24 protein-coding genes are annotated in these 26,436 nt (G+C 68.8%); 16 read left to right on the top strand and 8 right to left on the bottom strand.

Translation table 11 applies throughout. The features are described from left to right. Positions 1-321 precede the first annotated feature (321 nt). From ACIRPU_RS39745 to ACIRPU_RS39725, 5 genes are read left to right on the top strand one after another with little or no spacing between them, the layout of a single operon-like run. Positions 322-756, top strand: coding sequence for a hypothetical protein (locus tag ACIRPU_RS39745; RefSeq protein ID WP_384119824.1), 435 nt, complete (start codon positions 322-324; stop codon positions 754-756). Then, positions 756-2,462 (top strand): hypothetical protein, encoded by a 1,707-nt coding sequence (locus ACIRPU_RS39740; protein ID WP_403876663.1) that lies wholly within the window; start codon positions 756-758, stop codon positions 2,460-2,462. The genes ACIRPU_RS39745 and ACIRPU_RS39740 overlap by 1 nt, the downstream gene beginning before the upstream one ends. Positions 2,463-2,489: 27 nt before the next feature. Further along, positions 2,490-3,764: a S8 family serine peptidase gene (locus tag ACIRPU_RS39735; RefSeq protein ID WP_403876660.1), complete on the top strand. Its 1,275-nt coding sequence runs from the start codon at positions 2,490-2,492 to the stop codon at positions 3,762-3,764. A 49-nt stretch (positions 3,765-3,813) separates the two neighbouring features. Then, on the top strand, positions 3,814-4,152 hold the full coding sequence (locus ACIRPU_RS39730; protein WP_356255877.1) for a WXG100 family type VII secretion target: 339 nt from the start codon (positions 3,814-3,816) through the stop codon (positions 4,150-4,152). 50 nt (positions 4,153-4,202) lie between these two features. Next, a complete protein-coding gene (locus tag ACIRPU_RS39725; RefSeq protein WP_355708528.1) occupies positions 4,203-4,508 on the top strand; it encodes a WXG100 family type VII secretion target in 306 nt (101 codons plus the stop codon). A gap of 86 nt (positions 4,509-4,594) precedes the next feature. Here ACIRPU_RS39725 and ACIRPU_RS39720 read toward each other — a convergent pair whose 3' ends face one another. Beyond that, a complete protein-coding gene (locus ACIRPU_RS39720) occupies positions 4,595-4,882 on the bottom strand; it encodes a GntR family transcriptional regulator (RefSeq protein WP_403876656.1) in 288 nt (95 codons plus the stop codon). A gap of 282 nt (positions 4,883-5,164) precedes the next feature. On the opposite strand from ACIRPU_RS39720, the gene ACIRPU_RS39715 reads away from it, so the two are divergent. Both ACIRPU_RS39715 and ACIRPU_RS39710 read left to right on the top strand, forming a co-directional pair. Continuing rightward, a complete protein-coding gene (locus ACIRPU_RS39715; protein ID WP_355708532.1) occupies positions 5,165-5,392 on the top strand; it encodes a hypothetical protein in 228 nt (75 codons plus the stop codon). Continuing rightward, the gene (locus ACIRPU_RS39710) at positions 5,392-5,607 is read left to right on the top strand and encodes a hypothetical protein (RefSeq protein WP_403876652.1); all 216 of its coding nucleotides are present in this window, start codon (positions 5,392-5,394) and stop codon (positions 5,605-5,607) included. The genes ACIRPU_RS39715 and ACIRPU_RS39710 overlap by 1 nt, the downstream gene beginning before the upstream one ends. Before the next feature lie 379 nt (positions 5,608-5,986). Here the strand turns inward: ACIRPU_RS39710 and ACIRPU_RS39705 are convergent, their stop codons facing one another. The 4 genes from ACIRPU_RS39705 to eccCa all read right to left on the bottom strand — a co-directional run bounded on the left by ACIRPU_RS39705 (position 5,987) and on the right by eccCa (position 12,974). Further along, positions 5,987-6,406, bottom strand: coding sequence for a hypothetical protein (locus ACIRPU_RS39705; RefSeq protein WP_403876649.1), 420 nt, complete (start codon positions 6,404-6,406; stop codon positions 5,987-5,989). Between the two features lie 79 nt (positions 6,407-6,485). Continuing rightward, positions 6,486-8,297, bottom strand: coding sequence for an alpha/beta hydrolase (locus ACIRPU_RS39700; RefSeq protein ID WP_403876646.1), 1,812 nt, complete (start codon positions 8,295-8,297; stop codon positions 6,486-6,488). 18 nt (positions 8,298-8,315) lie between these two features. Next, positions 8,316-8,750, bottom strand: coding sequence for a hypothetical protein (locus ACIRPU_RS39695; protein WP_403876643.1), 435 nt, complete (start codon positions 8,748-8,750; stop codon positions 8,316-8,318). A 258-nt stretch (positions 8,751-9,008) separates the two neighbouring features. After that, complete coding sequence (gene eccCa / locus ACIRPU_RS39690; protein ID WP_403876640.1) at positions 9,009-12,974, bottom strand: type VII secretion protein EccCa; 3,966 nt, start codon at positions 12,972-12,974, stop codon at positions 9,009-9,011. A 337-nt stretch (positions 12,975-13,311) separates the two neighbouring features. Between eccCa and eccD the strand changes: the two genes are divergently transcribed. After that, on the top strand, positions 13,312-14,823 hold the full coding sequence (eccD, locus tag ACIRPU_RS39685) for a type VII secretion integral membrane protein EccD (protein WP_403876637.1): 1,512 nt from the start codon (positions 13,312-13,314) through the stop codon (positions 14,821-14,823). A 194-nt stretch (positions 14,824-15,017) separates the two neighbouring features. Here the strand turns inward: eccD and ACIRPU_RS39680 are convergent, their stop codons facing one another. Next, positions 15,018-15,311: a DUF397 domain-containing protein gene (locus ACIRPU_RS39680; RefSeq protein ID WP_403876634.1), complete on the bottom strand. Its 294-nt coding sequence runs from the start codon at positions 15,309-15,311 to the stop codon at positions 15,018-15,020. Between the two features lie 369 nt (positions 15,312-15,680). Between ACIRPU_RS39680 and rpsO the strand changes: the two genes are divergently transcribed. The 5 genes from rpsO to ACIRPU_RS39655 all read left to right on the top strand — a co-directional run bounded on the left by rpsO (position 15,681) and on the right by ACIRPU_RS39655 (position 21,252). Beyond that, positions 15,681-15,968 carry a 30S ribosomal protein S15 gene (gene rpsO, locus ACIRPU_RS39675; RefSeq protein ID WP_020128575.1) on the top strand — a complete coding sequence of 96 codons (288 nt, stop codon included), beginning with the start codon at positions 15,681-15,683 and terminating at the stop codon, positions 15,966-15,968. Between the two features lie 425 nt (positions 15,969-16,393). Next, positions 16,394-18,613: a polyribonucleotide nucleotidyltransferase gene (locus ACIRPU_RS39670; RefSeq protein WP_355708572.1), complete on the top strand. Its 2,220-nt coding sequence runs from the start codon at positions 16,394-16,396 to the stop codon at positions 18,611-18,613. Continuing rightward, complete coding sequence (locus ACIRPU_RS39665; RefSeq protein ID WP_403876631.1) at positions 18,610-19,989, top strand: M16 family metallopeptidase; 1,380 nt, start codon at positions 18,610-18,612, stop codon at positions 19,987-19,989. Before ACIRPU_RS39670 ends, ACIRPU_RS39665 begins: the two co-directional genes overlap by 4 nt. A 47-nt stretch (positions 19,990-20,036) precedes the next feature. After that, entirely contained in the window at positions 20,037-20,795 is a 759-nt protein-coding gene (gene dapB / locus ACIRPU_RS39660; protein WP_403876628.1) for a 4-hydroxy-tetrahydrodipicolinate reductase, read from the top strand. Between the two features lies 1 nt (position 20,796). Further along, positions 20,797-21,252: a hypothetical protein gene (locus ACIRPU_RS39655; RefSeq protein WP_384119787.1), complete on the top strand. Its 456-nt coding sequence runs from the start codon at positions 20,797-20,799 to the stop codon at positions 21,250-21,252. Positions 21,253-21,339: 87 nt separating this feature from the next. Here the strand turns inward: ACIRPU_RS39655 and ACIRPU_RS39650 are convergent, their stop codons facing one another. Then, positions 21,340-21,891 carry a hypothetical protein gene (locus ACIRPU_RS39650; protein WP_403876625.1) on the bottom strand — a complete coding sequence of 184 codons (552 nt, stop codon included), beginning with the start codon at positions 21,889-21,891 and terminating at the stop codon, positions 21,340-21,342. 123 nt (positions 21,892-22,014) lie between these two features. Then, positions 22,015-22,251: a hypothetical protein gene (locus ACIRPU_RS39645; RefSeq protein ID WP_384119781.1), complete on the bottom strand. Its 237-nt coding sequence runs from the start codon at positions 22,249-22,251 to the stop codon at positions 22,015-22,017. Positions 22,252-22,438: 187 nt separating this feature from the next. On the opposite strand from ACIRPU_RS39645, the gene thyX reads away from it, so the two are divergent. From thyX to ACIRPU_RS39630, 3 genes are all read left to right on the top strand, one after another. Then, positions 22,439-23,179, top strand: coding sequence for an FAD-dependent thymidylate synthase (thyX, locus tag ACIRPU_RS39640; RefSeq protein WP_385567934.1), 741 nt, complete (start codon positions 22,439-22,441; stop codon positions 23,177-23,179). A 240-nt stretch (positions 23,180-23,419) separates the two neighbouring features. Continuing rightward, positions 23,420-24,319 carry a 4-hydroxy-tetrahydrodipicolinate synthase gene (gene dapA, locus ACIRPU_RS39635; RefSeq protein ID WP_384119776.1) on the top strand — a complete coding sequence of 300 codons (900 nt, stop codon included), beginning with the start codon at positions 23,420-23,422 and terminating at the stop codon, positions 24,317-24,319. Positions 24,320-24,445: 126 nt separating this feature from the next. Next, positions 24,446-26,131, top strand: a complete 1,686-nt coding sequence (locus ACIRPU_RS39630) for a ribonuclease J (protein WP_384119773.1) — start codon at positions 24,446-24,448, stop codon at positions 26,129-26,131. Positions 26,132-26,436 lie beyond the last annotated feature (305 nt).

Here is a 26,436-nt window from a genome sequence, read left to right as displayed (position 1 = left end):
CGCTGCCCTGGCCGGGGCTGGGCCAAGCGATGCCGGGACCATCGCGACGGCACTCCTGAACCCGCCAACTCCAGAGCAGACCCTCCGGGCCGAACGCGACCACAACAGCCGAGCTCCGGGCCGTGCCGCCGGACGCAGGAAAAATCGTCCCGAACGTGAGAAACGGGCCAGGTGCGCAGCAGTGGTGACGCGGTTGTTGCATAAGGCAGTTGGGGCTGTCAGAGGGAGTCATTACAGTGGTTACGTTGCGGTCATGAACACTTGAGAGGCGTGAGCGGTGCCGCCCGGGCCGGGCGGCGGACAACGGGGAGAGTGGCTTTCGTGATTCCTGCGGACATGGGCGGGGGCTCCGCCGACGTACGGCGCGGTTATATGGCGCTCTCGACGTTCAAAAAGCGGGTGGACGACCTGCTCACGGCCTTCGAGAAATCGGCCGGCGGATCGGCGAAGGTGGCGGACCACAGTCTTGCGGAGCACACCTTCGGCGCGGGGAACTTCCCGGAGGCAAAGACGCTTCACCTCCAGTACGAGCGCGTCCACGAACGCATCACGTCCCTCTCCAAGTCGCTGGGGCTGCAGTTGGAGGCCATGCAGATCGCCGTGCACGGCGTGGACGTCACCTTCGACAACCTCGAAGAGGACCTCCGGTACCGGTTCCACGAGATCCGGACCGAGGTCAACCGGGACCGTGAAGAGGCGCTGAACAAGCAGACCGAGCGGACCAACGACGCCGACCACACCGACGCGGGGTACTGATGAGCGGCGAGAAGCAGCCGGACCACTACCGCACGGAACGCCAGGACGCCGCCCAGCAGAACAGCGGCGTGGACGACGCCGTGAACAAGGCCGTGGTGATCAGCCCTGGCTCCCTCAGCAGTCCGGGCGGCTTCGGCAACACCAGCTTCGAGGGCTACGACCTCAACGCGATGATCGACATCGTGGAGTCGGCGAACCCGGGGACCATGGAGAGCGCGGCCACGGCCCTCATCGACGCCCGCGACGCCATCAACGACGCCGCCAACGAACTCAGCCGCAACCTGGGCGACGTCGACTGGGAGGGCGAGGCCCACACCGCCTTCTACACCTGGGGCATGAACCTGACCACCACGGCTCTCGCCCTGGCCGGCTACGCCGACGAGGTGGGCACCCAGGTCCTGGCGGCAAGCTCCGGCCTCGCCTCCGTACGCAAGTCGATGCCCCCGCGCGACAGCCGCCTGGTCCCCAAGAAGGTCGACGACATCCCGACGCCCCAACGGGTCGAGGGCAACGAGGAGTACAGGGCAGCGGTCAAGGCCGAGAAGGACCGCCAAGAGGCGATCAACCAGATGTACCGGCTGGCGTCGTTCTACACGGTGTCCAGCGGAATGATGGAACTGGCGGAGGAGCCGGTTTTTCCGGAGATGCCCAGTGTGGGGGTGCCTCAGCCGCCGCCGTCCTATGGAGATCCGTACGACCCGAAGACGGGTCATGAGTCGCTTTCCGCCTCTTCTGATTCCGGAACCACGCGCCACCACTCCGTGCACACCGGGGCAGAGCGACCACACGCGGAGGATTTGCAGTCATCCCACCAGAGCGCGGACGAGACGGTCAGACTTCCCGAGCAGCACCTAGGCACGGAGATTGACAGCGTAGGCACATTGCCGCAGCAGGACACTGTGAAGCCAACGGCTGTCACCCCGCCCTCGACGGCAGTTCCCGGTGCGACTCCAGCGGGAACGATGCCTTCCTTCTCCCCCACCGGTGTACCTCCCACCTTCCGAGGAACATCCGGGCGCACCACGGGGTTCGGCGGCGTGCCGGGAAGCAGGGTTCCTACATCAGGTCAGAAGCGGGTGGGCGGCGTGCCGGGCGGCCCCGCGGCGGGCCGTACGGGAAGCGGCCCCATGGGGTCGACCGGACGTACCGCTGCAGCAGGGAAGACGGGCGGACGCGCCAGTGGTCCCATGGGGCGAGGTGTGGTCGGTGGAGCGCCGAAGACCGGTGGGCAGGCGCCAGGACGTACTGGCGGGGTTCCGCGCGGTCCCGTCACTGGCGTAAGGGCCGCCAATCCCGGACGCCCTGGAAGTGGGCGCACCGGCGCCGGACGCACGGGCGATGGCATCGTCGGCGGGAGGCCACTCGCCGGGGGCGCTCCCGGCGGTAAGAATTCCAGGTTGCCGCGCGGCACGGTTGTCGGTGGTGAGAACGCACTCCCGTCGCGGGCCGGAGGCGAGAAGCCCGGTCAGCGTGGGGTTGTCGGGACGTCTGGCTCGACGACGGGTGCGTCAAAGGCGGCTCGCCGCCCCGCAGATAGCCCTGACGGTGTGGTCGGAAAGCCGACGGGGCGAGTCTCCGCAAGCAGGACCAACGGCAACGCGACCGGTGGCCCGGGAGCGGCTCGTGCTTCTGCGCGCAACCAGGGTTCCGGCGCAACGCAACCGCGCCGCGACGAGCGGCGTGACGACGGCTCATCGACCGACTGACGGACTAGAGCAAGGACAGACAGAGGCATGGCGGCAGGGATCAGTCGACGTGGCGGGCTGAGCGCGTCTTTCGTGGGACGAAACGGGAGACGGGTTTCTGCCGTCTGCTCAGCGCTCGGTGCCTTGGCCGTTCTGTCGGCAGGTCTGGCTCCGAGTGCGGCGGCGGCCGATATCCAGTCCCGGCAGTGGTATCTGTCAGCGATGAAGGCCGACGAGATGTGGAAGGTGAGCACGGGCAAGGGCGTCAAGGTGGCCGTAGTCGATACGGGAGTGAACCCCGAGACCTCTTCACTGAAGGGGCAGGTGCTCGTTGACGAGGTCCCAAAAGCTGTGAGCTACAAGGCTGCTGAGGACTACCTGGGCCACGGGACGAGTATGGCGGAAATCATCGCCGGCACCGGGGCCGGTGGTGGCCTTAAGGGGCTCGCTCCAGGAGCGAAGATCATTCCTTATCGGATCGCCCTCAATGGGCTGAATAGCGAGACCGAAGAGGAGAAGGCTCCTCTCGCGGCGACAGTGATCAGAGCTGTTGCCGACAGCGATGCCAAGATCATTAACATGTCCTTCGGTATCGACGTCAGCGACCCCGTGATGGAGACGGCGATCAAGTACGCCCAATCCAAAGGGAAGATGATGATCGCCGGTACAGGAAATGATGCAGAAAAGAAGAACTTCATCGGATACCCAGCCGCCTACCCCTACGTAGTCGGCGTTGCTGCCGCAGATAAGTCCGGTAAAGTCGGCAAGTTCTCGGAGCACGGCAATTACGTCGACCTGGCGGCTCCTGGGCTCGACATACCGACCTGGTGCGACGCCACCTTCCGCTCGTACTGCGACGGCGTGGGCACGAGTATGGCCACCGCCATCGCCTCCGCCTCCGCCGCCCTCGTCTGGTCCGCCCACCCCAAGTGGACCGCGAACCAGGTCCTCGCCAGCCTGATCGACACCGCCGGACGCGACTGGGCGAAGAACGACCCGAGCACCTACCTCGGCTACGGATTGATTCGTCCCCGCAAGGTGCTGGAACAACGGAACTTCAATCCCGGGCCGGCCGACACCGACCCGCTCGCCAGGGAGAACGCGACGGGCGTCACGGACGCGGCGGGCAAAGCGCCCTCCGCCTCGACACCGACCTCTCCCCAGCCCACGAAGGCCACCGCAGGAGGCAAGACCTCGGCGGCAGCATCAACCTCCGACACCTCCGACAACACCACGATGTGGGTCGCGCTCGGAGCCGCGGCAGCCGTCCTGGTGATCGGAGGCGGCGCTTTCGCCGTGCTCCGCTCACGGCGAGCCACGTGACCCCACACATGACGAACCACAGCTCACGAAAGCGAAAAGGAGTGCCGAAATGGTCGACCGCAAGCTAAACGACGGCGATGTACAGAAGCTCCAGAAGGAAGTCGTCGATCGTTACGACAACATCCGTGGCTCCCTCGCGAAGTTGCAGGGCACGATCGACATGATCGAGAGGGCGTGGACGGGCCAGGGTGCCAACGCCTTCAACACCAAGCAGACGGAGATCAACGGCCACATGGTCGCGATCGGCAAGATGCTCGACGACTTCCTCGAGGGCATCCACATGACGAAGACGGACAAGCAGAACCTCGAAGACCAGATCACCGCCGACATGAACAAGATCTCGGTCGACGATCTCGGTGGAAAGACTTCGGCGCTCAACAGCTACTGACCATCGATCCGGCGAAGTCCGGCTGAAGTCTTCAGAGAAACGAGGGAAAAATGTCATCCGGAGCCCATTACGAGGAACTCGCCGTCACCTACGGCACCATGGACGCGCTCGCCACCGAGCTCGGCGACCAGGCCAAGAAGCTCGAGGAGGACCTCGAAGCGCTGCGCCAGGCCGTGCTCAATGTGTCCTCGGGCTGGGGCGGCGAGGCGTTCCAGCAGTTCCAGAGCAAGAGCGAGGAGTGGAACAAGCACGCACGTGGCATCCACGCGGCGCTGCTCCAGATCTCGCACCAGGTCCACGGCGCCGGCGGTGACTACCGAGGCGGCGACCTGAAGGGCGCCAGCTACTTCATGTAGCAGCAGGTACTCCGCAACACCAGGGTGGGCACGCACGGGAGGTGCCCACCCTGTTCTGCGCTGCGGCGTGGCCGCACCGCGGCACCTTAGTCGGCGGACTCGTCACCGGTGGTTGTGTCGGCTTCGGGGGTGCTGATCGTTGGCTTGGGCACCACATAGGACCCTTTGCCGGACACGGTGTAGATCAAGCCGCGCTCACGCAGCTCTCGCATGGCCCGGCGTACGGTCATATGGGCGATGCCGTACTCCTCGGAGAGCCGGAGTGACGCGGGGATCATGCGGTCGGGAGCGTATGCGCCGCTGCGGATCCTGGACTCGATCACGTCAGCGAGCTGCATGTACAGCGGTCGGCCTGATTCAGGGTCAAGGGACATTCCTCGACCGTAGGTAGACGTACCAGGCTTGGCATCTTTAGCTCTAGCTACAGCTAGATGCATCACGCTGCATCACGCTATGGTGGACGTAAGAACCCCCGCGACGGGTGGAGCCGTCCGGGGGCATGGCCACCAACCCAACGGAGGTTGATGACAGTGAGCATTATCCATGCGCTGCTGCGCGGGATCCGGGGCGTGTTCGCGCCTGGCACCGGCAGGCGAAGGGCGGTTGCATACCCCGCCGTACCGGCCCCCGCCCGCGTTCCCGAGGGGACCCGCGCAATGGTTGTCCGGCTTCCCGCACCCCGTTCCCCGTACGGGTTGCCGGAGCCCCTCGACGGAGCCTCGACCGCCCCGGTCCGCCCCTACGTACTCGCGGCGGAGCGGGCTCGCCGTGAACGGGAGCATGAGCAGGTGCGGCAGACACGGCGTCGTGTGGCGCTGGTTCTGGCGGCGGACTTCGGTATCGACCTCGACCGGCATGTCGTCGGCGCGGAGAGGGCGGCGTGATGGCGACGGAAGACAGGACGCCCCGCCTGCCGGTGCGGATGTGCGTGCGCTGCCAGGTGACGACCGAGACCCCGGTCGTGGTCGGTGTGGTCCACCAGAACTCGGGGCCGGGCTTCGCCGTGTACGCCTGCCATGTGTGCGCCGCGCACTACCCGCCGCGGCAGGACGTCCTCAGCGTCCTGCCCCCGTCCCGCCAAGCCGCGGGTGGGCAGTGAGGGCGCGGTCCGCCGGAACGGTGGGAGAGGCGGGGGAGTTGTCGCCGGAGTGCGCCCTGGCGCGTCGGCCTGGTTACGAGGACGTGCACGCCTCGTGCCGCCGCCTGCGGGACATCCCACTCCCGCACCGTGGGGGCCTACTGCTGGTACGCCGATGTAGCTGCGCCTGCCATCGCCCGTCGCCCGAGGGGTCCCGGTGAGCGCCGGCACCCTCATTCGAACGGGTGCCTAACCTCCGACGCTGAGCTCTGCTACGTGGTCTGGATCGGGTCGACGCGTCAGGCCCGATCCAGACCCGTGTCCATGGCGGCCGAGCCGCTGCGAGCTTGTGTCCACGATTCACCGAAACACCCGGTCGTGGTGTGGCTTGAAACGGCGCTCACTTGGCCTTGTAGCAGGCCGATTCGACTGTTACCTCGATGAGGGACGGGTCATCGCCGTACTTCCGCTCATCAAGCAGCCTGACGTCCACTGCGAATTCGTCGCCCTTGGACTGGGCAACGATCTGTGGACTCTTGGCGGCACTGTCGTCCGCCCCATCCTTTACGATCTTCCAGCCCTTCTTTGGCAGTCCTTCGCGGAGGCGTTCCATGGCCTTCTCCATGTCTGCCACGGGAACCTGGTAGACGCTCCACGGATGGCGGCTTCGGTAGACCTCCTGGTCCGAGTCGTAGTCCGTGCACCGTGTGGTCATGGCGCCAGTGTCGGTCACCTTTCCCTTAAGCGCCATGATCTCCAGAATCTGGCTGGACGTCTGCTCGACCTCCGCCTTGACCGTTTCCCCGTCCCGTACCTCCACGTCGACCGTCCCACTCTCTTGCGAGCATGCGACCAATAGCGCACAGGTCGCGGCAGTGTATATAAATCCCGAAATTAGTCTATTCAAGTTCGACCCTATGGTACTTGCCGGCGATTACGGCCCCTTGATTGCGCAGGCTTTGGGATCCCTCATCCCAGAATCCGCTGTGTCCGTCTGAGTCGCTCTTCATTACATTCCCACCGAACCATTCATCGGTGGGAATGGTCCCATTGTCGCCGAGTCCCATCAGGCGACCGCCCTGGCGTACGAACTGGTCATCCCCAGGTCCGCCCATCGCCCAGACGTGGTCCGCACCGACGCCCAGGTCAGCGGCACGATCCGCTTGAACACCCGGGCTCCCCGCGAACATGTAGTCGTCGACAGCCTCAGGGTCCTTCCAACTTCCGGATTGGGCGGAGACACCGACCACCGTGCTTCCGTAGCTGTGCCCGAGGACCGTGGTGTGGGCGCTGTTTCCGGAGAGTTCCTCATGGGCTGCTCTGTTTCCCTGGAGGAAGTCGTACAGACGCGGACCGCCCTCCTCCGCATAATTCCCGCTACTCGCTTCCGGAACGATGCTGTCCGGCGCGTTGTAGTCGAGCCAGGTGATAGTGGACACGTTCTGGCCCGGAGCCAGCTTGGAGCTCTCCGCCCACAGCGTCTCCCCTCGGCCGATGTCCCCATGATCGTCACCTTCCCCGATCTTTTCGAGGCCGGAGTAGGTGCCGGGGACGTAGACGGCCACATGATCCGCCTCGTCCGGGTTGCCGTTGGCGAGGATGACCTTTCCGTCATCCAGCCCGGTGGGGTCGAAGCCGAGCAGGTATGCCTCGGGTAGACCCCCTTCACCAGTTCGGTCGAAGCGGTCCTGGATGTACCCCATGCCCGTGAGGGTCTGCTTGAGCTGCTCGGAGCGGTCCCCGTACTGTCGGTACCAGTCCATCCATTCGTCGGTGTGGACCTTGGACGGGTAGCCCCCGGCGCTGATCCACGTCCACTCGTTGGCGGGAGGCGTCGGGATCGAGGCCAGTTCCATCCGGAGCTGCGCACGGGTCTCGTCGAACACCATGCGGTTGGCTTCGTCCCGGACCGCGGACGGCAGTCCGTTGAGATCCCCTACGGCTTTGGGGTCGGTGGACACCCACGCGGCCTGCTCCTCGGGGGTGAGCCCCTTCCACCACTCCGCGTTGGCCTCAGGGCTGCCGTCCTTGGGCGGCTGCGGCAGTGAGTCGAGATACTTCTTACCCGCGTCTTTCACGCCGCTCGTGTCGGCGGACGCGTCGGCCCAGTCACTGTCGGACACGGTCAGGTCGTCGTCCGCCTTCAATGCGCGCAGCTTCGGCGCCCACTTCTCGTCGGCCTCCGTGGCCTCCTTGAGGGCGGCGGCGATCTGGTCGGCGTAGTCCTGCGCGAGGCGGTGGTTGGGGTTGGGATCGAAGTTCGCCGCCTGGCGGCCGATCGCGGCAGCTGTACCGTCCGTCAGGCCGTTCACCGTGCCGCCGTCGGGAATCTTGCCGTCGGCGTCCTTCTCCCCGCCCGCCGGATAGGACACCGAACCGTCGGCGTGCACGGTCAGTGCGGCGGCCTGGGCGCCGTCGAGGGCCGCGTCGAGCTTGCCCTTGGCAGCTCCGACCTCGTAGGAGAAGGCTTCGAGAGCCGTACTGACCAGACCGCACTCGACCTGGATGTAGTGGAAGTTCTTACCCAGCTCACCCAGTTGCTTGATCGCGGCGGTCGCGGCCTCGCCTTTCAGCGAGTTGCGCATGGCCACGGCGATCTGATTCCCGATGCGGTCCTTGGCCGCGCTCGCCATGTCGGAGGTGCTGCGGTAGCCGTCGGCGGCTTCCGAGTACTCGGTCGGCTTGAGGGCCTTGAGCGTTGCGAGGTCCATGACGTCTCGTTACCGCCCTCAGCCCTTGCCGCCGACGGCCGGGGTATCCCCGTACTCCACCGTCAGGTTGCCGATCTCGACCTCGATCGCCTCGTCGGTCTTCAGCTGGTCGTTGCCAACCTTCTCCAGAAGCCCCGAGAGCTTTCCGCAGCGTCCGCTCACGTTCTTGACGTAGGTCTCCCACGAGGCGTGAACGTCCTTCTGCGCCGCCGCGGTAAGGCAGCCTGCGTCCTCGCCGAGGCCCTTCTGCCCGTCCGTCAGCTTCGCCGTCGCCTTGCTGATGTCCTCACGGAGCGAGCCGATGTCCTGGCCGGCTTTGGACCACGCGGGCTTGTTCGACACCAGCGTTCCGGTGCCACCACCCGGGTCGAGTGGTACGTGGTTCAGTTGCATCCGGGCCGCATGCTGATCAGCCGCCGCACTCTTCAGCTGCTCCCACTCCTCCCACGCCATGCGTGAGCCCCTTCCCCGTGTCCCCGTGTCCCGTGAAGCCTGTCCGGCAGACGGGACGGTTACGTCGATCCCTCAACAGGCCCGATCCATGCAACAGGCCCTATCCATGAACCCCGTGCAAGTGAGTTCACGGGTCTCACCCTACTTTCCCCAATTCACCGCCGTCCGGCTGGAATCGGCGGCGCAGCGCAGCCCCGTCGATTCCAGCCCCGGCGAGTCCCTCCGGGTGGACGGGGAGTACGCCTGCCCCCTCCACCCCTACATCCCCTCCGGCGCCAACCCCACCTGCACCAACGGCTTTCCCCGTCGACGTGAGACGAAGATTCCCCGTCCCGCTGGCATCGGACGAGGCCGTACGCCCCCGAGGAGGTCGCCCTCTCCGGGGTCACCCGCCAACACCACACCCTGGGCGCCCAGTTCCTTGATGCGCTGCAGGAACGCCTCGTACGACGCCCGCCCCGCACCCGCCGTCGACCGCGCGATGATGAACCGCACCCCGACGTCACGGGCGAACGGCAATAGTTCCGTCAGTCCCGCCAGCGGATTGCCGCTCGACGTCGCGACGAGGTCGTAGTCGTCGATGACGACGAACACCGTCGGTCCGCGCCACCAGCTGCGGTCGCGGAGTTGTCGCGCCGTCACCTCGGCCGTCGGCGTCCGGCGTTTCATCAGGTCGGCCAGCGCGGCCATGTGGTGGTCCATGGCGTTGGACATCGGGATGTACTCGGCCAGGTGGGACTCCGGCGTCACGTCCAGCAGGGAACGTCGGTTGTCGACCACGAACAGCTTGCACTCGTCGCCCGAGTAGCGCTGGGTCAGTTGCCTGATCAGCAGCCGCAGCAGGTTCGACTTGCCGGACTCGCTCTCGCCGAAGACGAGGAGGAACGGATCCTGCTCGAAGTCGACGTAGACCGGCTCGAGACGGTCCTCGTCGAGGGCGAAGGCGACTCCGCGGCGCGGGAAGCGGTCGCCCGGCGGCAGTGAGCCGGCCGGGAACTCCCGTGGCAGCAGCCGTACTTCAGGTGCGGGCGCGGCCTGCCACTGCCGGGAGACCTCCGCGGTCAGCGCTTGGGTGGCGTCGGCGAGGTCCGTGTCCGAGGCGAGGCCGTCGATGCGCGGCACCGCGGCCATGAAGTGCTGCTTCTGCGGCGACTGGCCACGGCCCGGGACGCCCGCCGGGACGTTCGCGGCGACCTTGCGGTCGATCTCGGAGTCCATCGTGTCGCCGAGCCGCAGTTCGAGGCGGTTCATCAGCTGGTCCTTGAGGGCGGCCCTGACCTCCATCGAACGCGAGGCCGTCAGCACCAGGTGGACGCCGTAGCCGAGGCCGCGCGCCGCGATGTCGAGGATCACCTGGTCCATCGCCTCGTACTCCGAACGGAAGTTGCCCCATCCGTCGACGACCAGGAACACATCGCCCCAGGGCTGGTCCGTGACCGAGATGTCCCCGCGGGCCCGCCTGGCCCGGAACTCCGCGATCGACGGGATGCCGGCCGAGCGGAAGTACTCCTCACGGCGGGTCAGCACGCCGTACACCTCGGCCACCGTGCGCCGTACCCGCTCCGGGTCGAGCCGGGAGGCGACCCCGCCCACGTGCGGCAGGCCGGCCACCGACGCCATCCCTCCGCCGCCGAAGTCGAGACCGTAGAACTGGACCTCGTGCGGCGTGTGGGTGAGGGCGAAGGAGCAGATCAGCGAGCGCAGCAGGGTCGACTTGCCGGACTGCGGGCCGCCGACGATCTGCATATGGCCCGCGGCGCCGGAGAAGTCCACCCAGAGGGGGTCACGGCGCTGCTCGAACGGCTTGTCCACCAGACCCACCGGCACGACCAGCCGGCCCGCGCCCTCGTATCCCGGCTGGGTGAGGCCGCGGCCCGGCACCGCCGTGAGGCCCGGCAGCAGCGCGTCCAGCGACGGCGGGCTGTCCAGCGGCGGCAGCCACACCTGGTGCGCCGCCGGGCCCTGCGCCTCCAGCCGGCGCACGATCACGTCGAGCACGGTGTCCGCGAGCGCGTCGTCGACCTCCGCACCGCCGGACGGTCGGGCCTGTGGCACGGCCGCGTACCGCACCGGCACCTCCGCCGAGGTGAACAGCACCGGCCGCCGGTCCACCGGCAGCGGGCCGCCCCCCGGCGCCGTCCGCTGAGCGCCCGAGCGGTAGACCCCGGACACGTACGCCGCCTTGAACCGCACCATCTCGTCCGTGCCGAACTTCAGGAAGCCGGAACCCGGCACGTTCGGCAGCGAGTACGCGTCGGGCACGCCCAGCGCCGCCCGCGACTCCGCCGCCGAGAAGGTCCGCAGACCGACGCGGTACGACAGATAGGTCTCCAGGCCGCGCAGGCGACCCTCCTCCAGGCGCTGCGAGGCCAGCAACAGGTGCACCCCGAGCGAGCGGCCGATCCGGCCGATCTGCACGAACATCTCGATGAAGTCCGGCTTCGCCGTCAGCAGCTCGCTGAACTCGTCGATCACCAGGACCAGGGAGGGGATCGGCTGAAGGGCGGCGCCCGCGGCCCGCGCCTTCTCGTAGTCGTGGATGTTGGCGTAGTTGCCCGCGTCCCGCAGCAGCTCCTGACGGCGGTTGAGCTCACCCCGGATGGAGTCGCCCATCCGGTCCACCAGTGTCAGGTCGTCCGCCAGGTTGGTGATCACGGCCGCCACGTGCGGCATCTGCGCCATACCGGCGAAGGTCGCGCCCCCCTTGAAGTCGGCGAGGACGAAGTTCAGCGTCTCCGACGAGTGGGTGACCGCCAGGCCCAGCACCAGCGTGCGCAGCAGCTCGGACTTGCCGGATCCGGTGGCGCCGACGCACAGACCGTGCGGGCCCATGCCCTCCTGCGCCGCCTCCTTGAGGTCGAGCATCACCGGACGGCCGTCCTCGCCCACCCCGATCGGCACCCGCAGCCGCTCGGCCAGCGAACGCGGCCGCCAGGTGCGCCGGGTGTCCACGGACGCCGCGTCCCCGAGGTTCAGCAGGTCGGTGAACTCCAGGTTGGCCAGCAGCGGTTCGTCGTCGTCCCCGCCGGAGGCCATCCGCAGCGGGGCGAGCTGCCGGGCGAGCGCCTCGGCGGACTCCGGGGACAGCGCGTCGGGCGTCCCCTCGTAGACGGCGCCGTGTCCCGACTCCAGCCGCAGCGCCCCGGGCTGTACGACGATGTCGAGCTCGCCGCCGGCCCCCGTCGGCTCACCGGGGACGATCTCGAGGACCGTCACGCCCTGGAGACCCTCGGGATTGGCCAGGACGGAGTCCGGGGGAAGGGAGACGCCGTCGAGGACGACGACGATGTGCGGCTCGTCGGGCAGCGGTGTCGCGTGCGGATGGAACCGCGGGCGACCGGTCAGCCGGGCCCCGAGCAGGTTCTCCAGCTCACGGGTGTCGGCGCCGATCAGCCTGCGGCTGCCCGCCCCGTCCACGGCCCCGGACGCCTGGACGTGCGGCAGCCACTTCGCCCACTCCCAGTGCGGCAGTTCCTCCCGGCCCACCGCGACCACGAGAACCAGGTCCTCGGACGAGTGCAGCGCGGCCAGCGAACCGGCCAGGGCACGGGCGCAGGAGCGCACCGACCGCGGCTCACCGCTGACCGTGACGTGGTAGAAGGCGCGCAGGGAGACGGCCATCGGCAGGTCGTCGAGGCTGTCGTGGACGGCGAGGAAGCGCTGGAGCGCGCCCGCGGTCAGCGGCTCCAGCTGCTCCACCGGGCCGGTCTCGGGGGCGATCAGCGGGGTGGCGAGGGCCTGGGCGCCGAGGCCGACGCGGACCTGGCCGAAGTCATCGTCCCCGGGCCGCCGTTCCCACACCCGGCTGCCCTCGGCGACGAGCGCCCACAGCTGCTCGGGGGAGGGATGCAGGTAGTACTGCGCGTCACGCTGCGCCCGCGCGGTGTCGAGCGCGGTGCGCCGGGTCTGCGCCAGATAGCCCAGATAGTCGCGGCGCAGATCCGCCAACTGTCCCTGCGACCCGCGCCGGAAGCGCACCACCATCGCGATCGACATGGCCACCGTCGAGGCGATCATGACCATGCCCATGATGCGCATGAACGGCTGCCCGCTGGTGAAGAAGAAGACCACCGAGCCGCCCATGCCGAGCGTCGGCAGCAGTTGCATCAGCACGCTCTCCTGATGGCCCCGCGGCAGCTCCGGCGGAGGCTGCAGAACGACCTCGCCGGTGGGCACCTCGGACGGCAGCGCCCGTGGCTGGCGCTTCACGACGATGTGGCTCACTGCTCACCAATCCCCTTGCGGGGCCCCGAATCCCCTTGGGAGGCCCCGAATCCCCTTGCGCGGCCCCGGGAAACCTCGTCCGCCGCCCCGTGCCGGACGGACGCGGGCCACCGCGTGATCCTACTGACTGCCTGTACGACCAAGGGGCGGTAGGGTGCCGGATGTTCGCGTGAGCACACCCGCGGGCCGTGCCGCGCACCATCCGGCGCGGAACCTTCACACCGCCCACCGACACCGAACATGCCGGCACCGAACACCGACACCGAACGCGGCGACACCGAACACGCCGACACCCCGCACATGCCGACGCGGAACCATCACTGAGGGGGAGCAGCAGGTGAGTATCGCGGCCTCCGCGGCAGCCACCGGAGAAGGGCGCGGCGCCGGAGCCGCTCCCGCGGCGGGGACGGGGCTCGGCTTCTGCCGGGTCACCATCGTCGCCCCCGACAGCCGGATCGACGTGGCGCTGCCCGACGACGTCCCCGTCGCCGACATCCACCCGGAGATCCTCAGGCTCTCCCGGCAGAGCCCCGCCGAGGGCGCCCCGGTCGGCTACCACCTCGTCCGCCGGGACGGCACCGTCCTCGACAGTTCCCGTTCGTTCGCCGCCCAGCACATCCTCGACGGCGAGCTCCTCACGCTGCGGCCCTTCGCCGAGTCGCTGCCGCCCGCCGTGTTCGACGACGTGTCGGAGGCGGTCGCCTCGGCCGTGACGCGCGAGCACACCCTGTGGAGCGGCGAGCTGACCCGCGCCGCGGGCCTCGTCGGCGGCGGGGTCCTGCCGGCCCTCCTCGCCTTCGTGGCCTGGACCGGCGACCCGCGTCACGACATGTACGGCCTGCCCGGCATCCTCGCCGCGGTCGTCGGCCTCCTGCTGGTCGCCCTCGCCTGTGTCCGGGCCCGTGTCTACGACGACCGGGGCTCGGCCGTCGCCCTCGGGCTCGGCGCGCTGCCCAACGTGGGCGTGGCGGGCTCCGGACTCCTCCCGCTCGCCGACGGGCAGGGCATCGGCAGGCTCCAGTTCCTGCTGGCCTGCGCCGCGGTGCTGCTCGCCGCGGTGCTCCTCACCCTGTGCTCCCCGCGCGGGGACGGCCCGTTCGTCGCCTTCGTGGTCGCCTCGGGCGCCGGTATGGCGGCGGTGTTCGCGGCGATCCTCGCGCACTGGACACCGGCCGAGACCGCCGCCCTGTGCGCCCCCGTCGGCGTGGGCGCGCTGGCCTTCCTGCCCGGCCTGTCCATGCGCTTCGCCCGCCTGCCGATCGGCTTCGACCCCCCGGCCACCGCCGCGCGCAGCGCGTACGGCGCCGATCCCGTCCCGCGGGAGCCGGTCGACGCCGAGCGGATCGCCGCCCAGGCCCGCCGCGGACACGAGCTCCTGGTCGGCCTGGTGGGCGGCTGTGCGGTGATCACGGTCGGCGCCTGCGCGGTTCTCGGGTTCTCCGACGACGTCTGGGCCCGGCTCCTCGCCCTGGCCGCGGGCATCGCCCTGCTGATGCGCGCCCACCTGTTCCGTTACACCGCCCAGGTCGCCCCGGTCCTGGCCGCGGGCCTCGGTTCCCTCGTCCTGCTCGGGCTCGGTCTGGCGCTGAACCCGCCGCACTCGGTGATCCGTGACGCGCTGGCGGGCGACCGCACCGACCTGGACATCCGTACCGTCTGGCTGGTCGCGGCGATCGCGGCGGCGTCCGCGATCGTCACGGCGATCGGCCTGATCAGCTCGCGGGGCGGCCTCACGCCGTTCTGGGGCCGCTTCATGGAGCTCGCCGAGGGCTTCGTGCTGCTGACTCTCGTCCCGCTGGCACTGGCCGTCTTCGACGTGTACGCGGCGGCCCGGTCGATGACGGGCTGATCCGCGGGGGGGCGAACGGAGGCCGCGAACAGGGGCCGCGAACGGAGACCGCCCCCGAGCCGGTCGGCCCGATCGACGCCGAGCGCGCGCTTCGGCCACGCCGCTCGTCCCCGCCGTCCTCGGCTCCGGTCCCGGCCCACCGCCGCACCCGGTGCGGGGGAGCGGCGGCCGACACGCACCGGCCGCCGGCCCGGCTACCGCGCGGCGGACCCCCGGTCGTGCGGCGCCGACTCCAGATCGAACTCGCCGTCCCGGGCGCCCAGCACGAAGGCCCGCCACTCCGCCTCCGTGTAGCGCAGCACCGTCTCCGGGTCGAGCGACGACCGCATAGCCACGGCCCCCTCGGGGAGGTAGGCGATCTCGACGCGCTCCTCGTGCTCCTCCGTGCCCGGGGCGCACTGCCACTCGACGCCGGAGATGTCGAGCGCGTACAGCTCGTCCCGCTCCCGCTCCTTGCGTGCTTTGACGTCTTCCTCGGCATCGGCCATGTCGGCTCCGACCCTCTCCACTGAGTTCCCGCTGTTGCAACGAGCTGTGGCGACACCCTACTTGTCGGCGTTCCCCCAGCTCAGAGGTTCCTCTTTTACGTTCCGGCCCGGCGTCGTCGCCCGTACACTGCCCCCGCACGGTGCGGCACGGCCGGACCGCCCGCCGCGATATCCCGGACTGGCCCGGCGCCCCGGCCTGCTACCCTGGCTTTCGGCCGTTTGTGTACGCATCCCCGGATACGCCCTCAGGGAGTCCCTGAAGGTTCTGGAGATCGCGCTCAGCGGATCCCGCCTCCCGAGTAACGGAAGCTCCCCCGAGACATAGACCGGGGGCACTCGGTGGCCCTGAAAAGACTACGAGGAGTACGCGTGCCGCTCGATGCCGCTACGAAGAAGCAGCTCATCACCGAGTTCGGTCAGAAGGAGGGCGACACCGGCTCCCCCGAGGTCCAGGTCGCCATGCTGTCGCGCCGGATCTCGGACCTGACCGAGCACCTCAAGACGCACAAGCACGACCACCACTCCCGTCGTGGTCTGCTGATCCTGGTCGGTCAGCGTCGCCGCCTTCTGCAGTACCTCGCCAAGAAGGACATCCAGCGCTTCCGTGCGCTGGTCGACCGCCTCGGCATCCGCCGCGGTGCGGCGGGCGCCAAGTAGGACGCCGTGAGGGGAGCGGTTCCCGACCATCGGGACCGCTCCCTTTTGCTGTACATGCCGGTACACAGTGGTGCGAATCGGTACACACCGATACGCGCCGTGTGCCACCGGCGACGGGGCCCGTCGTACGCCCTGTCGCCGTGCGGAACGTGCGGAGTGTCACCACCGCTTTGTAGTGTGGTAGCACAACGCCGTACGTACGACACAGCATGATGACGTGTACTCGCTGCGGGTAGACGTCACCACGCCCACCGAACGAGGAGAAGCGCGCCTCGCCGCCGCCGGTCCTCGGTAGTGGCCCCCGGGAAAGAGATCCCCGGGTGCTTCGATCGAAGACCGGCCCGCACCGAGCGTTTCTCCGAAGCCGTCCCCCTGCCACACGGGCAGCGAGGGACGAAAGACGACAAGTAACGGAGAAAATGCTAGTGGAGAACGAGACCCACTACGCCGAGGCCGTCATCGACAACGGCACCTTCGGCACCCGCACCATCCGCTTCGAGACGGGCCGCCTGGCCAAGCAGGCCGCCGGCTCCGCCGTGGCGTACCTGGACGACGACACCATGGTGCTGTCGGCCACCACCGCCTCCAAGAACCCCAAGGACCAGCTCGACTTCTTCCCCCTCACGGTGGACGTCGAGGAGCGGATGTACGCCGCCGGCAAGATCCCCGGCAGCTTCTTCCGCCGTGAGGGCCGCCCCTCCGAGGACGCCATCCTCACCTGCCGCCTGATCGACCGCCCGCTGCGCCCGTCCTTCAAGAAGGGCCTGCGCAACGAGATCCAGGTCGTCGCCACGATCATGGCGCTCAACCCCGACCACCTGTACGACGTCGTGGCGATCAACGCCGCGTCCGCGTCGACGCAGCTGGCCGGTCTGCCCTTCTCCGGCCCGATCGGCGGCGTCCGCGTCGCGCTGATCAACGGCCAGTGGGTCGCGTTCCCGACGCACACCGAGCTCGAGGACGCCGTCTTCGACATGGTCGTCGCCGGTCGCGTCCTGGAGGACGGCGACGTCGCGATCATGATGGTCGAGGCCGAGGCCACCGAGAAGACCATCCAGCTGGTCGCGGGCGGCGCCGAGGCGCCCACCGAGGAGGTCGTCGCCTCCGGTCTGGACGCCGCGAAGCCCTTCATCAAGGTGCTCTGCAAGGCCCAGGCCGACCTCGCCGCCAAGGCCGCGAAGCCGACCGGCGAGTTCCCGGTCTTCCTCGAGTACCAGGACGACATCCTGGAGGCGCTGTCCGCCGCCGTCCGCCCGGAGCTCGCCTCCGCGCTGACCATCGCGGGCAAGCAGGACCGCGAGGCCGAGCTGGACCGCGTCAAGGCGCTCGCCGCCGAGAAGCTCCTGCCGGAGTTCGAGGGCCGCGAGAAGGAGATCTCCGCCGCGTACCGCTCGCTCACCAAGCAGCTGGTCCGTGAGCGCGTGATCAAGGAGAAGACGCGCATCGACGGCCGCGGCGTCACGGACATCCGTACGCTCGCCGCCGAGGTCGAGGCCATCCCGCGCGTGCACGGCTCGGCGCTGTTCGAGCGTGGCGAGACCCAGATCCTGGGCGTCACCACCCTCAACATGCTCCGGATGGAGCAGCAGCTGGACACCCTCTCCCCGGTGACCCGCAAGCGCTACATGCACAACTACAACTTCCCGCCGTACTCCGTCGGCGAGACCGGCCGCGTGGGCTCCCCCAAGCGCCGCGAGATCGGCCACGGCGCGCTCGCCGAGCGCGCCATCGTGCCGGTCCTGCCGACGCGCGAGGAGTTCCCCTACGCGATCCGTCAGGTGTCCGAGGCCCTCGGCTCCAACGGCTCGACGTCCATGGGCTCGGTCTGCGCCTCCACCATGTCGCTGCTGAACGCCGGTGTGCCGCTGAAGGCCCCCGTCGCCGGTATCGCCATGGGTCTGATCTCCCAGGAGATCAACGGCGAGACGCACTACGTCGCCCTCACCGACATCCTCGGTGCGGAGGACGCCTTCGGCGACATGGACTTCAAGGTCGCCGGCACCAAGGAGTTCGTCACCGCCCTCCAGCTCGACACCAAGCTGGACGGCATCCCGGCCTCCGTCCTGGCCGCGGCCCTCAAGCAGGCCCGCGACGCCCGCCTCCACATCCTCGACGTGATGATGGAAGCGATCGACACGCCGGACGAGATGTCCCCGAACGCCCCGCGGATCATCACCGTCAAGATCCCCGTGGACAAGATCGGTGAGGTCATCGGCCCGAAGGGCAAGATGATCAACCAGATCCAGGAGGACACCGGCGCCGAGATCACGATCGAGGACGACGGCACCATCTACATCGGTGCCCAGGTCGGCTCGCAGGCCGAGGCCGCCCGCGCCACGATCAACGGCATCGCCAACCCGACCATGCCGGAGGTCGGCGAGCGCTACCTGGGTACGGTCGTCAAGACCACCACCTTCGGTGCGTTCGTGTCGCTGCTCCCGGGCAAGGACGGTCTGCTGCACATCTCGCAGATCCGCAAGCTCGCCGGTGGCAAGCGCGTGGAGAACGTCGAGGACGTACTCGGTGTGGGCTCCAAGGTCCAGGTCGAGATCGCCGAGATCGACTCCCGCGGCAAGCTCTCCCTGATCCCCGTGATCGAGGGCGAGGAAGCTGATGAGGACACGAAGGACGACACCGACAAGTGACGTCGAGTAGCTCCCAGGCCACGGCCCGCACCTCTTCGGAGGCGCGGGCCGTTGCCCGTACCCAAACCCTGATCAAGGGCACGGCCGGCATCGGCGTCGTCCGCAAGACCACCCTCCCGGGCGGCCTGCGCATCGTCACCGAGACCCTCCCCTCGGTCCGCTCCGCCACCTTCGGCATCTGGGCGCACGTCGGCTCCCGAGACGAGACGCCGTCCCTGAACGGCGCCACCCACTACCTGGAGCACCTCCTCTTCAAGGGGACGAACCGCAGGTCGGCGCTGGACATCTCCTCCGCCATAGACGCGGTCGGCGGCGAGATGAACGCGTTCACGGCGAAGGAGTACACGTGCTACTACGCACGCGTGCTCGACGCCGACCTGCCGCTCGCCATCGACGTCGTCTGCGACATGCTCACGGGCTCCCTCATCCGCGAGGAGGACGTCAACGTCGAGCGCGGCGCGATCCTCGAGGAGATCGCGATGACCGAGGACGATCCCGGCGACTGCGTGCACGACCTGTTCGCGCACACGATGTTCGGCGACAACGCCCTCGGCCGCCCGGTCCTCGGCACCGTCGACACGGTCAACGCCCTCACCGCCGACCGCATCCGCCGCTTCTACAAGAAGCACTACGACCCGACCCACCTCGTGGTCGCGGCCGCCGGCAACATCGACCACAACAAGGTCGTACGCCAGGTCCGCGCGGCCTTCGAGAACGCGGGCGCCCTCAAGAACCCGGACGCCACGCCCATCGCCCCGCGCGACGGCCGGCGTGCCATCCGCTCGGCCGGCCGCGTCGAGCTGATCGGCCGCAAGACGGAACAGTCGCACGTCGTCCTCGGCATGCCGGGTCTGGCCCGCACGGACGACCGGCGCTGGGCGCTCGGCGTGCTGAACACGGCCCTCGGCGGCGGCATGTCCTCCCGCCTCTTCCAGGAGGTCCGCGAGAAGCGAGGCCTGGCCTACAGCGTGTACTCGTACACCTCCGGCTTCGCCGACTGCGGCCTCTTCGGCGTGTACGCGGGCTGCCGCCCGAGCCAGGTGCACGACGTGCTGAAGATCTGCCGGGACGAGCTCGACCAGGTCGCCGAGCACGGCCTGTCCGACGAGGAGATCGTCCGCGCCATCGGCCAGCTGAGGGGCTCCACGGTCCTCGGCCTGGAGGACACCGGCGCGCTCATGAACCGCATCGGCAAGAGCGAGCTGTGCTGGGGCGAGCAGATGTCGGTCGACGACATGCTGACCCGGATAGCGGCCGTGACCCCGGACGAGGTCCGCTCGGTGGCCCGCGACATCCTGGGACGGCGCCCGTCGCTGTCGGTCATCGGCCCGCTCAAGGACAAACAGGCCGCCCGGCTGCACGACGCGGTCGCCTGACCCCCTACGGCACGTCCTTCGGCAACTTCGGTAAGGAAGCACAACAGATGAGCAAGCTGCGCGTGGCGGTCCTCGGCGCCAAGGGCCGGATCGGTTCCGAGGCGGTACGGGCGATCGAGGCCGCCGAGGACATGGAACTGGTGGCCGCCCTCGGCCGGGGCGACAAGCTCGAGACCCTGTCCGAGAGCGGGGCCCAGGTAGTGGTCGAACTGACCACGCCCGCCTCGGTCATGGACAACCTCGACTACTGCGTACGGCACGGCATCCACGCCGTGGTCGGCACGACCGGCTGGACCGAGGAGCGCCTCGCGCACCTGACGGGCCGGCTGGCCGAGTCCCCGGAGACGGGCGTGCTCATCGCGCCCAACTTCTCCATCGGAGCCGTCCTGACCATGAAGTTCGCGCAGATCGCCGCGCCGTACTTCGAGTCCGTCGAGGTCGTCGAACTCCACCACCCCAACAAGGTGGACGCGCCCTCCGGCACCGCCACGCGCACCGCCCAGCTCATCGCCGAGGCCCGTCGCGAGGCGGGCACGGCACCGGCGCCGGACGCCACGGAGACGGGCCTGGACGGGGCGCGCGGCGCGAACGTCGACGGCGTCCCGGTGCACGCCGTCCGGCTGCGCGGTCTGCTGGCCCACCAGGAGGTGCTGCTCGGCGGCGAGGGCGAGACCCTCACGGTCCGCCACGACTCGCTGCACCACAGCAGCTTCATGCCGGGCATCCTGCTGGGCGCCCGTCGCGTGGTGTCGACGCCGGGCCTCACCTTCGGCCTGGAAAACTTCCTGGACCTCGGCCGAGGCTGACATGCGAGCCAAGCTCTCCTACGCCGTCACGGCCGCCGTCCTGGTCTTCTACTTCGTCCTGGTCGGCAGCCGCGGCGTCATGCTCATCCAGTCCGGCACGCTCCTGACCGTCACCTTCGGCGTGGCGGTGCTGATCCTGCCGGTCATCGGCGTCTGGTTCCTGTGGAAGAACACCCAGTTCGTCCACCGGGCCAACGCCCTCGCCGCCGAACTCGACGCCGAGGGCGGACTGCCCGTCGACGAACTCAAGCGCACCGCGGGCGGCCGCGTCGACCGCGACTCCGCCGACGAGGTCTTCGGCCGGCGCAAGGCCGAGACCGAGGCCGCCCCCGACGACTGGCGCACCTGGTTCCGCCTCGCCGTCGCCTACCACGACGCCCGGGACACCCCCCGGGCCCGCAAGGCGATGCAACGCGCGATCAGCCTGCACGACGGCAAGCCGGTGCCGACCGCCTGAGCCGTACGCCGAAGGGGCCGGCCCGCACCTGTGGCGGACCGGCCCCTTCGCACGTCTGGCCGGATGTCGGACCGGGCGTCCGAGGGATCAGCCGCGTCGGTTCTCCGAGGCCCACGCCTCGATCGCGTCCGCCGCCCGGTCGAACGCCTCGCCACGCGCCAGGAAGTCCGCCCCGTGCGTGGTCAGCAGCTGCGCGGCCTCCTCGGGGCGGTCCCGCCGTCCCAGGGTCAGGGCCTGCCCCTGGACGGTCCGCGGCAGGCCCAGCCAGCGCACCGGCTGCTGCACGGTCCGCACCGCCACGACCCGCTCCCAGGGCAGCGTGCGGGTGAGGAGGAAACGCACGTGCCGCAGACCGCGGTCGCTCACCCACACACCCATACGCAGCAACCGCAGGGCAGCGGCGATCACGAGCAGGGAACCGCCGAAGACCGCACCGGCCTCGGACATCGACCCGGTCAACGCGATGACGACGGCCGCGAACAGCACGTACGAGGCGAGCAGCAGCGCCAGCGCGGCCACCCCGACCCGCCAGGGCCCGGGTCGGTAGGGGCGCCGCCAGCGCTCACGGTCCTCGAAGGGCAACGCGACGTCGTCCGCCGCCTCGAATGCGCGGTCGGCCGTCAGGAAGGGCAGGGGCACGGCTGGTCCTCACTCGTCCATGCGTGGGCTGTGCCCGGTGAGGTTATCCGCCTGTGTCCCGGCTCACCACCATCGGGGGCCCATGGGGGTGCCTCCCACGCCATTCGGGCGGTGGGGGAGACGTCAGTGCCCCTGGGACGCCTGCGACTCCTGTGCCGGCGCCGAATGGTCCAGGCTCAGCGCCGGCATTCCTATGACCAGGGCGCCGACCAGCGCGGCCACGATGGTGAGCCCCAGCAGCCAATGCCCGGCTGTCCGACCGGCGGAGGACCGCTCGGAGGGCGGGGGAACGACATTGCTACGGAACCGGTCTGCCTCGGCGAGGAAGGCGAAGGGTACGGGCTCGCGCCGGCGGAACATGATGGGTACTTCCTCCTGGAGCTTTCGATCGGGCGCTTCACTGATACAGACGAGCGACTGCCCGAAAACGTGCCCCATATCGGCAGACGTCCCGCACGAATCCCGCGGCACGCCCGTGGACGGCCGGCTCGGCGGCCCCCGTAGAGTTGGCGCCGCTCCGAAGACGCGATGGAAGGACCCCCGCACAGTGACCGACAGCCCCGCCGACGACCTCAAGCCCGGCTTCCGCAGCGACGTCACCGTCGAACTGGTCAAGCACACCGCGTCCGACGCCGACGTGCTCTTCGCCGCCCGCGTCTCGACCGCCGGCGAGCAGTCCCTGGACGAGCTGGGCAAGGACCCGGAGCGCTCGAAGGGCCTGATCAACTATCTGATGCGGGACCGGCACGGCAGCCCCTTCGAGCACAACTCGATGACGTTCTTCATCAGTGCCCCGATCTTCGTCTTCCGCGAGTTCATGCGCCACCGCGTGGGCTGGTCGTACAACGAGGAGTCCGGCCGCTACCGGGAGCTCCAGCCCGTCTTCTACGTCCCCGGCGAGTCCCGCAAACTCGTTCAGCAGGGCCGTCCCGGCAAGTACGTCTTCGCCGAGGGCACGCAGGCCCAGCAGGAACTCGTCGGCCGCACCATGGAGGACTCCTACCGGCGGGCCTACGACGCCTACCAGGAGATGCTCGCCGCCGGCGTCGCCCGCGAGGTCGCCCGTGCGGTCCTGCCGGTCGGCCTGTTCTCCTCGATGTACGCCACCTGCAACGCCCGCTCGCTGATGCACTTCCTCGGCCTGCGCACCCAGCACGAACTGGCGAAGGTCCCGTCCTTCCCGCAGCGGGAGATCGAGATGGTGGGCGAGAAGATGGAGGCCGAGTGGGCCAAGCTCATGCCCCTCACGTACGCGGCCTTCAACGCCAACGGCCGAGTGGCGCCCTGACGGACGTGACCGGGACGACCGACCGGGACGGGCGACGGAACCGAGCGACGGAGACGTATGTACGGATCATCCGCGCGAAGTGTCCGTATTGCGGCATTTAGAGAAGTTCATCTAGCCTGATCAAACGGACCCGGCACTGCTTGAACCCCCGAGCAGGCAGTGCCGGGTTCCACCTTTGTCATGACTTTCCGCACCCCCCGTGGGCAGACCCCACGGTGAGCAACGAGTAGCGTGTTACCCATGGCTCCGACCTCCTCTCCGCAGACCCCCTTCGGGCGGGTCCTCACCGCCATGGTCACGCCCTTCACGGCGGACGGCGCACTCGACCTCGACGGCGCACAGCGGCTCGCCACCCACCTGGTGGACGCAGGCAACGACGGCCTGATCGTCAACGGCACCACCGGCGAGTCCCCCACCACCAGTGACGCGGAGAAATCGGACCTGGTACGAGCCGTCCAGGAAGCCGTCGGAGACCGTGCCCACGTCGTCGCCGGCGTCGGCACCAACGACACCCACCACAGTGTCGAACTCGCCCGCGCGGCGGAGAAGGCGGGCGCACGAGGCCTCCTGGTCGTCACCCCGTACTACAACAAGCCCCCGCAAGAGGGCCTGTACCGCCACTTCACGGCCGTCGCCGACGCCGCCGAGCTGCCGGTCATGCTCTACGACATTCCCGGCCGCAGCGGTGTCCCGATCAGCACCGAGACGCTGGTCCGCCTCGCGGCGCACCCGCGGATCGTCGCCAACAAGGACGCCAAGGGCGACCTGGGCCGCGCCAGCTGGGCCATCGCGCGCTCCGGTCTGGCCTGGTACTCCGGTGACGACATGCTGAACCTGCCCCTGCTCTCCGTGGGCGCGGTCGGTTTCGTCTCGGTCGTCGGCCACGTGGTCACCCCGGACCTGCGCGCCCTCGTCGACGCGTTCACCGCCGGGGACGTCCAGAAGGCGACCGAGATCCACCAGAAGCTGCTCCCGGTCTACACGGGCATGTTCCGTACCCAGGGCGTGATGACCACCAAGGCGGCGCTCACCCTGCTGGGCCTGCCCGCCGGCCCGCTGCGCTCACCCATGGTCGAGTGCTCGTCCGAAGAGATCGAACAGCTCAAGATCGATCTTGCGGCGGGCGGGGTACAGCTCTGACAACAGACTTCACAACTGAATAGCAGGCCACCGGTGCCTGCAATCCACCTGACAACTGCTACTGCACGAACGTCATGCGCGCCACGTGCCAACCGGTACGTGGCGTGTGTGGTTGAGGAGAGTCTTTTGAGTCATCCGCATCCCGAACTTGCCCCGCCCCCGCCGCTCCCGGCGAACGGCCTCAGGGTCACCCCGCTCGGTGGCCTCGGCGAAATCGGCCGGAACATGACGGTCTTCGAGTTCGGCGGCCGTCTGCTCATCGTCGACTGCGGTGTGCTCTTCCCCGAGGAGGAGCAGCCCGGAATCGACCTGATCCTGCCGGACTTCACGTCCATCCGGGACCGCCTCGACGACATCGAGGGCATCGTCCTCACCCATGGTCACGAGGACCACATCGGCGCCGTCCCCTACCTCCTCCGGGAGAAGCCGGACATCCCGCTGATCGGCTCCAAGCTGACCCTCGCCTTCATCGAGGCCAAGCTCCAGGAGCACCGGATCCGCCCGTACACCCTCGAGGTGACGGAGGGACACCGTGAGCGCATCGGCCCCTTCGACTGCGAGTTCATCGCCGTCAACCACTCGATCCCGGACGCCCTCGCCGTCGCCATCCGCACGCCGGCGGGCATGGTGGTCCACACGGGCGACTTCAAGATGGACCAGCTCCCGCTGGACGGCCGTCTCACGGATCTGCACGCGTTCGCACGTCTGAGCGAGGAAGGCATCGACCTTCTTCTCTCCGACTCCACGAACGCCGAGGTCCCCGGTTTCGTGGCGCCCGAGCGGGACATCTCCAACGTCCTGCGCACGGTCTTCGGGAACGCCGGCAAGCGGATCATCGTGGCCAGCTTCGCCAGCCACATCCACCGCATCCAGCAGATCCTGGACACCGCGCACGAGTACGGACGCCGGGTCGCCTTCGTGGGCCGCTCGATGGTCCGCAACATGGGCATCGCCCGTGATCTGGGCTACCTGAAGGTGCCGCCGGGCCTGGTCGTGGACGTCAAGACGCTCGACGACCTGCCCGACCACGAGGTGGTCCTGGTCTGCACGGGCTCCCAGGGCGAACCGATGGCGGCCCTGTCCCGCATGGCCAACCGGGACCACCAGATCCGCATCGTCCCCGGCGACACGGTGATCCTGGCCTCGTCGCTCATCCCCGGCAACGAGAACGCGGTCTACCGCGTGATCAACGGTCTGACCCGCTGGGGCGCGCACGTCGTCCACAAGGGCAACGCCAAGGTGCACGTCTCGGGCCACGCGTCCGCGGGCGAGCTCCTGTACTTCTACAACATCTGCCGCCCGAAGAACCTGATGCCGGTGCACGGCGAATGGCGCCATCTGCGCGCCAACGCCGAGCTGGGCGCCATGACCGGTGTCCCGCACGACCGCATCGTGATCGCCGAGGACGGCGTGGTCGTCGACCTCGTCGAGGGCAAGGCGAAGATCTCCGGCAAGGTCCAGGCGGGTTATGTCTACGTCGACGGCCTCTCGGTCGGCGACGTGGGCGAGCCCGCCCTCAAGGACCGCAAGATCCTGGGCGACGAGGGCATCATCTCGGTGTTCGTCGTCGTGGACTCGTCCACCGGCAAGATCACCGGCGGCCCGCACATCCAGGCCCGAGGTTCAGGCATCGAGGACTCGGCCTTCTCGGCCGTCACCCCGAAGATCGCCGAGGTCCTGGAACGCTCCGCCCAGGACGGCGTGGTCGAGCCCCACCAGCTCCAGCAGCTCATCCGCCGCACGCTGGGCAAGTGGGTCTCCGACACCTACCGCCGCAGGCCGATGATCCTGCCGGTCGTGGTGGAGGTCTGAGCGACGCAGGGTCCCTCGTGGGCGTGAACCCGGAGCGGGGCTCCTCGATTTGCATCGAGGAGCCCCGCTCCAGTACGTTTACGGCTCCGCCTGAACGGGAACCCGGGTTGCTTAGGCACCCGAACCACTCCCAGGAGGGGCCGGGAAATCCGACTCAGAACTTCTGATAAAGTCGGAACCGCCGGAAAGGAAACCGCGAAACAAAAGCGGGAACCTGGAAAGCACCGAGGAAATCGGGTCGAGAAAAGATCTGATAGAGTCGGAAACGCAAGACCGAAGGGAAGCGCCCGGAGGAAAGCCTGAGA

Origin of the sequence: Streptomyces sp. NPDC102259 (assembly GCF_044766465.1) — a bacterium.
Taxonomy (GTDB): domain Bacteria; phylum Actinomycetota; class Actinomycetes; order Streptomycetales; family Streptomycetaceae; genus Streptomyces.
This window is presented reverse-complemented; position numbering and strand designations above follow the sequence as displayed.

Coding starts and splice junctions, on each gene's coding strand:
- ACIRPU_RS39740 (WP_403876663.1), top strand. CDS start 756: ATGAGCGGCGAGAAGCAGCCGGACCACTACCGCACGGAACGCCAGGAC.
- ACIRPU_RS39735 (WP_403876660.1), top strand. CDS start 2,490: ATGGCGGCAGGGATCAGTCGACGTGGCGGGCTGAGCGCGTCTTTCGTG.
- ACIRPU_RS39730 (WP_356255877.1), top strand. CDS start 3,814: ATGGTCGACCGCAAGCTAAACGACGGCGATGTACAGAAGCTCCAGAAG.
- ACIRPU_RS39725 (WP_355708528.1), top strand. CDS start 4,203: ATGTCATCCGGAGCCCATTACGAGGAACTCGCCGTCACCTACGGCACC.
- ACIRPU_RS39720 (WP_403876656.1), bottom strand. CDS start 4,882: ATGTCCCTTGACCCTGAATCAGGCCGACCGCTGTACATGCAGCTCGCT.
- ACIRPU_RS39715 (WP_355708532.1), top strand. CDS start 5,165: ATGGTTGTCCGGCTTCCCGCACCCCGTTCCCCGTACGGGTTGCCGGAG.
- ACIRPU_RS39710 (WP_403876652.1), top strand. CDS start 5,392: ATGGCGACGGAAGACAGGACGCCCCGCCTGCCGGTGCGGATGTGCGTG.
- ACIRPU_RS39700 (WP_403876646.1), bottom strand. CDS start 8,297: ATGGACCTCGCAACGCTCAAGGCCCTCAAGCCGACCGAGTACTCGGAA.
- ACIRPU_RS39695 (WP_403876643.1), bottom strand. CDS start 8,750: ATGGCGTGGGAGGAGTGGGAGCAGCTGAAGAGTGCGGCGGCTGATCAG.
- ACIRPU_RS39680 (WP_403876634.1), bottom strand. CDS start 15,311: ATGGCCGATGCCGAGGAAGACGTCAAAGCACGCAAGGAGCGGGAGCGG.
- dapB (WP_403876628.1), top strand. CDS start 20,037: ATGAGCAAGCTGCGCGTGGCGGTCCTCGGCGCCAAGGGCCGGATCGGT.
- ACIRPU_RS39655 (WP_384119787.1), top strand. CDS start 20,797: ATGCGAGCCAAGCTCTCCTACGCCGTCACGGCCGCCGTCCTGGTCTTC.
- ACIRPU_RS39645 (WP_384119781.1), bottom strand. CDS start 22,251: ATGTTCCGCCGGCGCGAGCCCGTACCCTTCGCCTTCCTCGCCGAGGCA.
- dapA (WP_384119776.1), top strand. CDS start 23,420: ATGGCTCCGACCTCCTCTCCGCAGACCCCCTTCGGGCGGGTCCTCACC.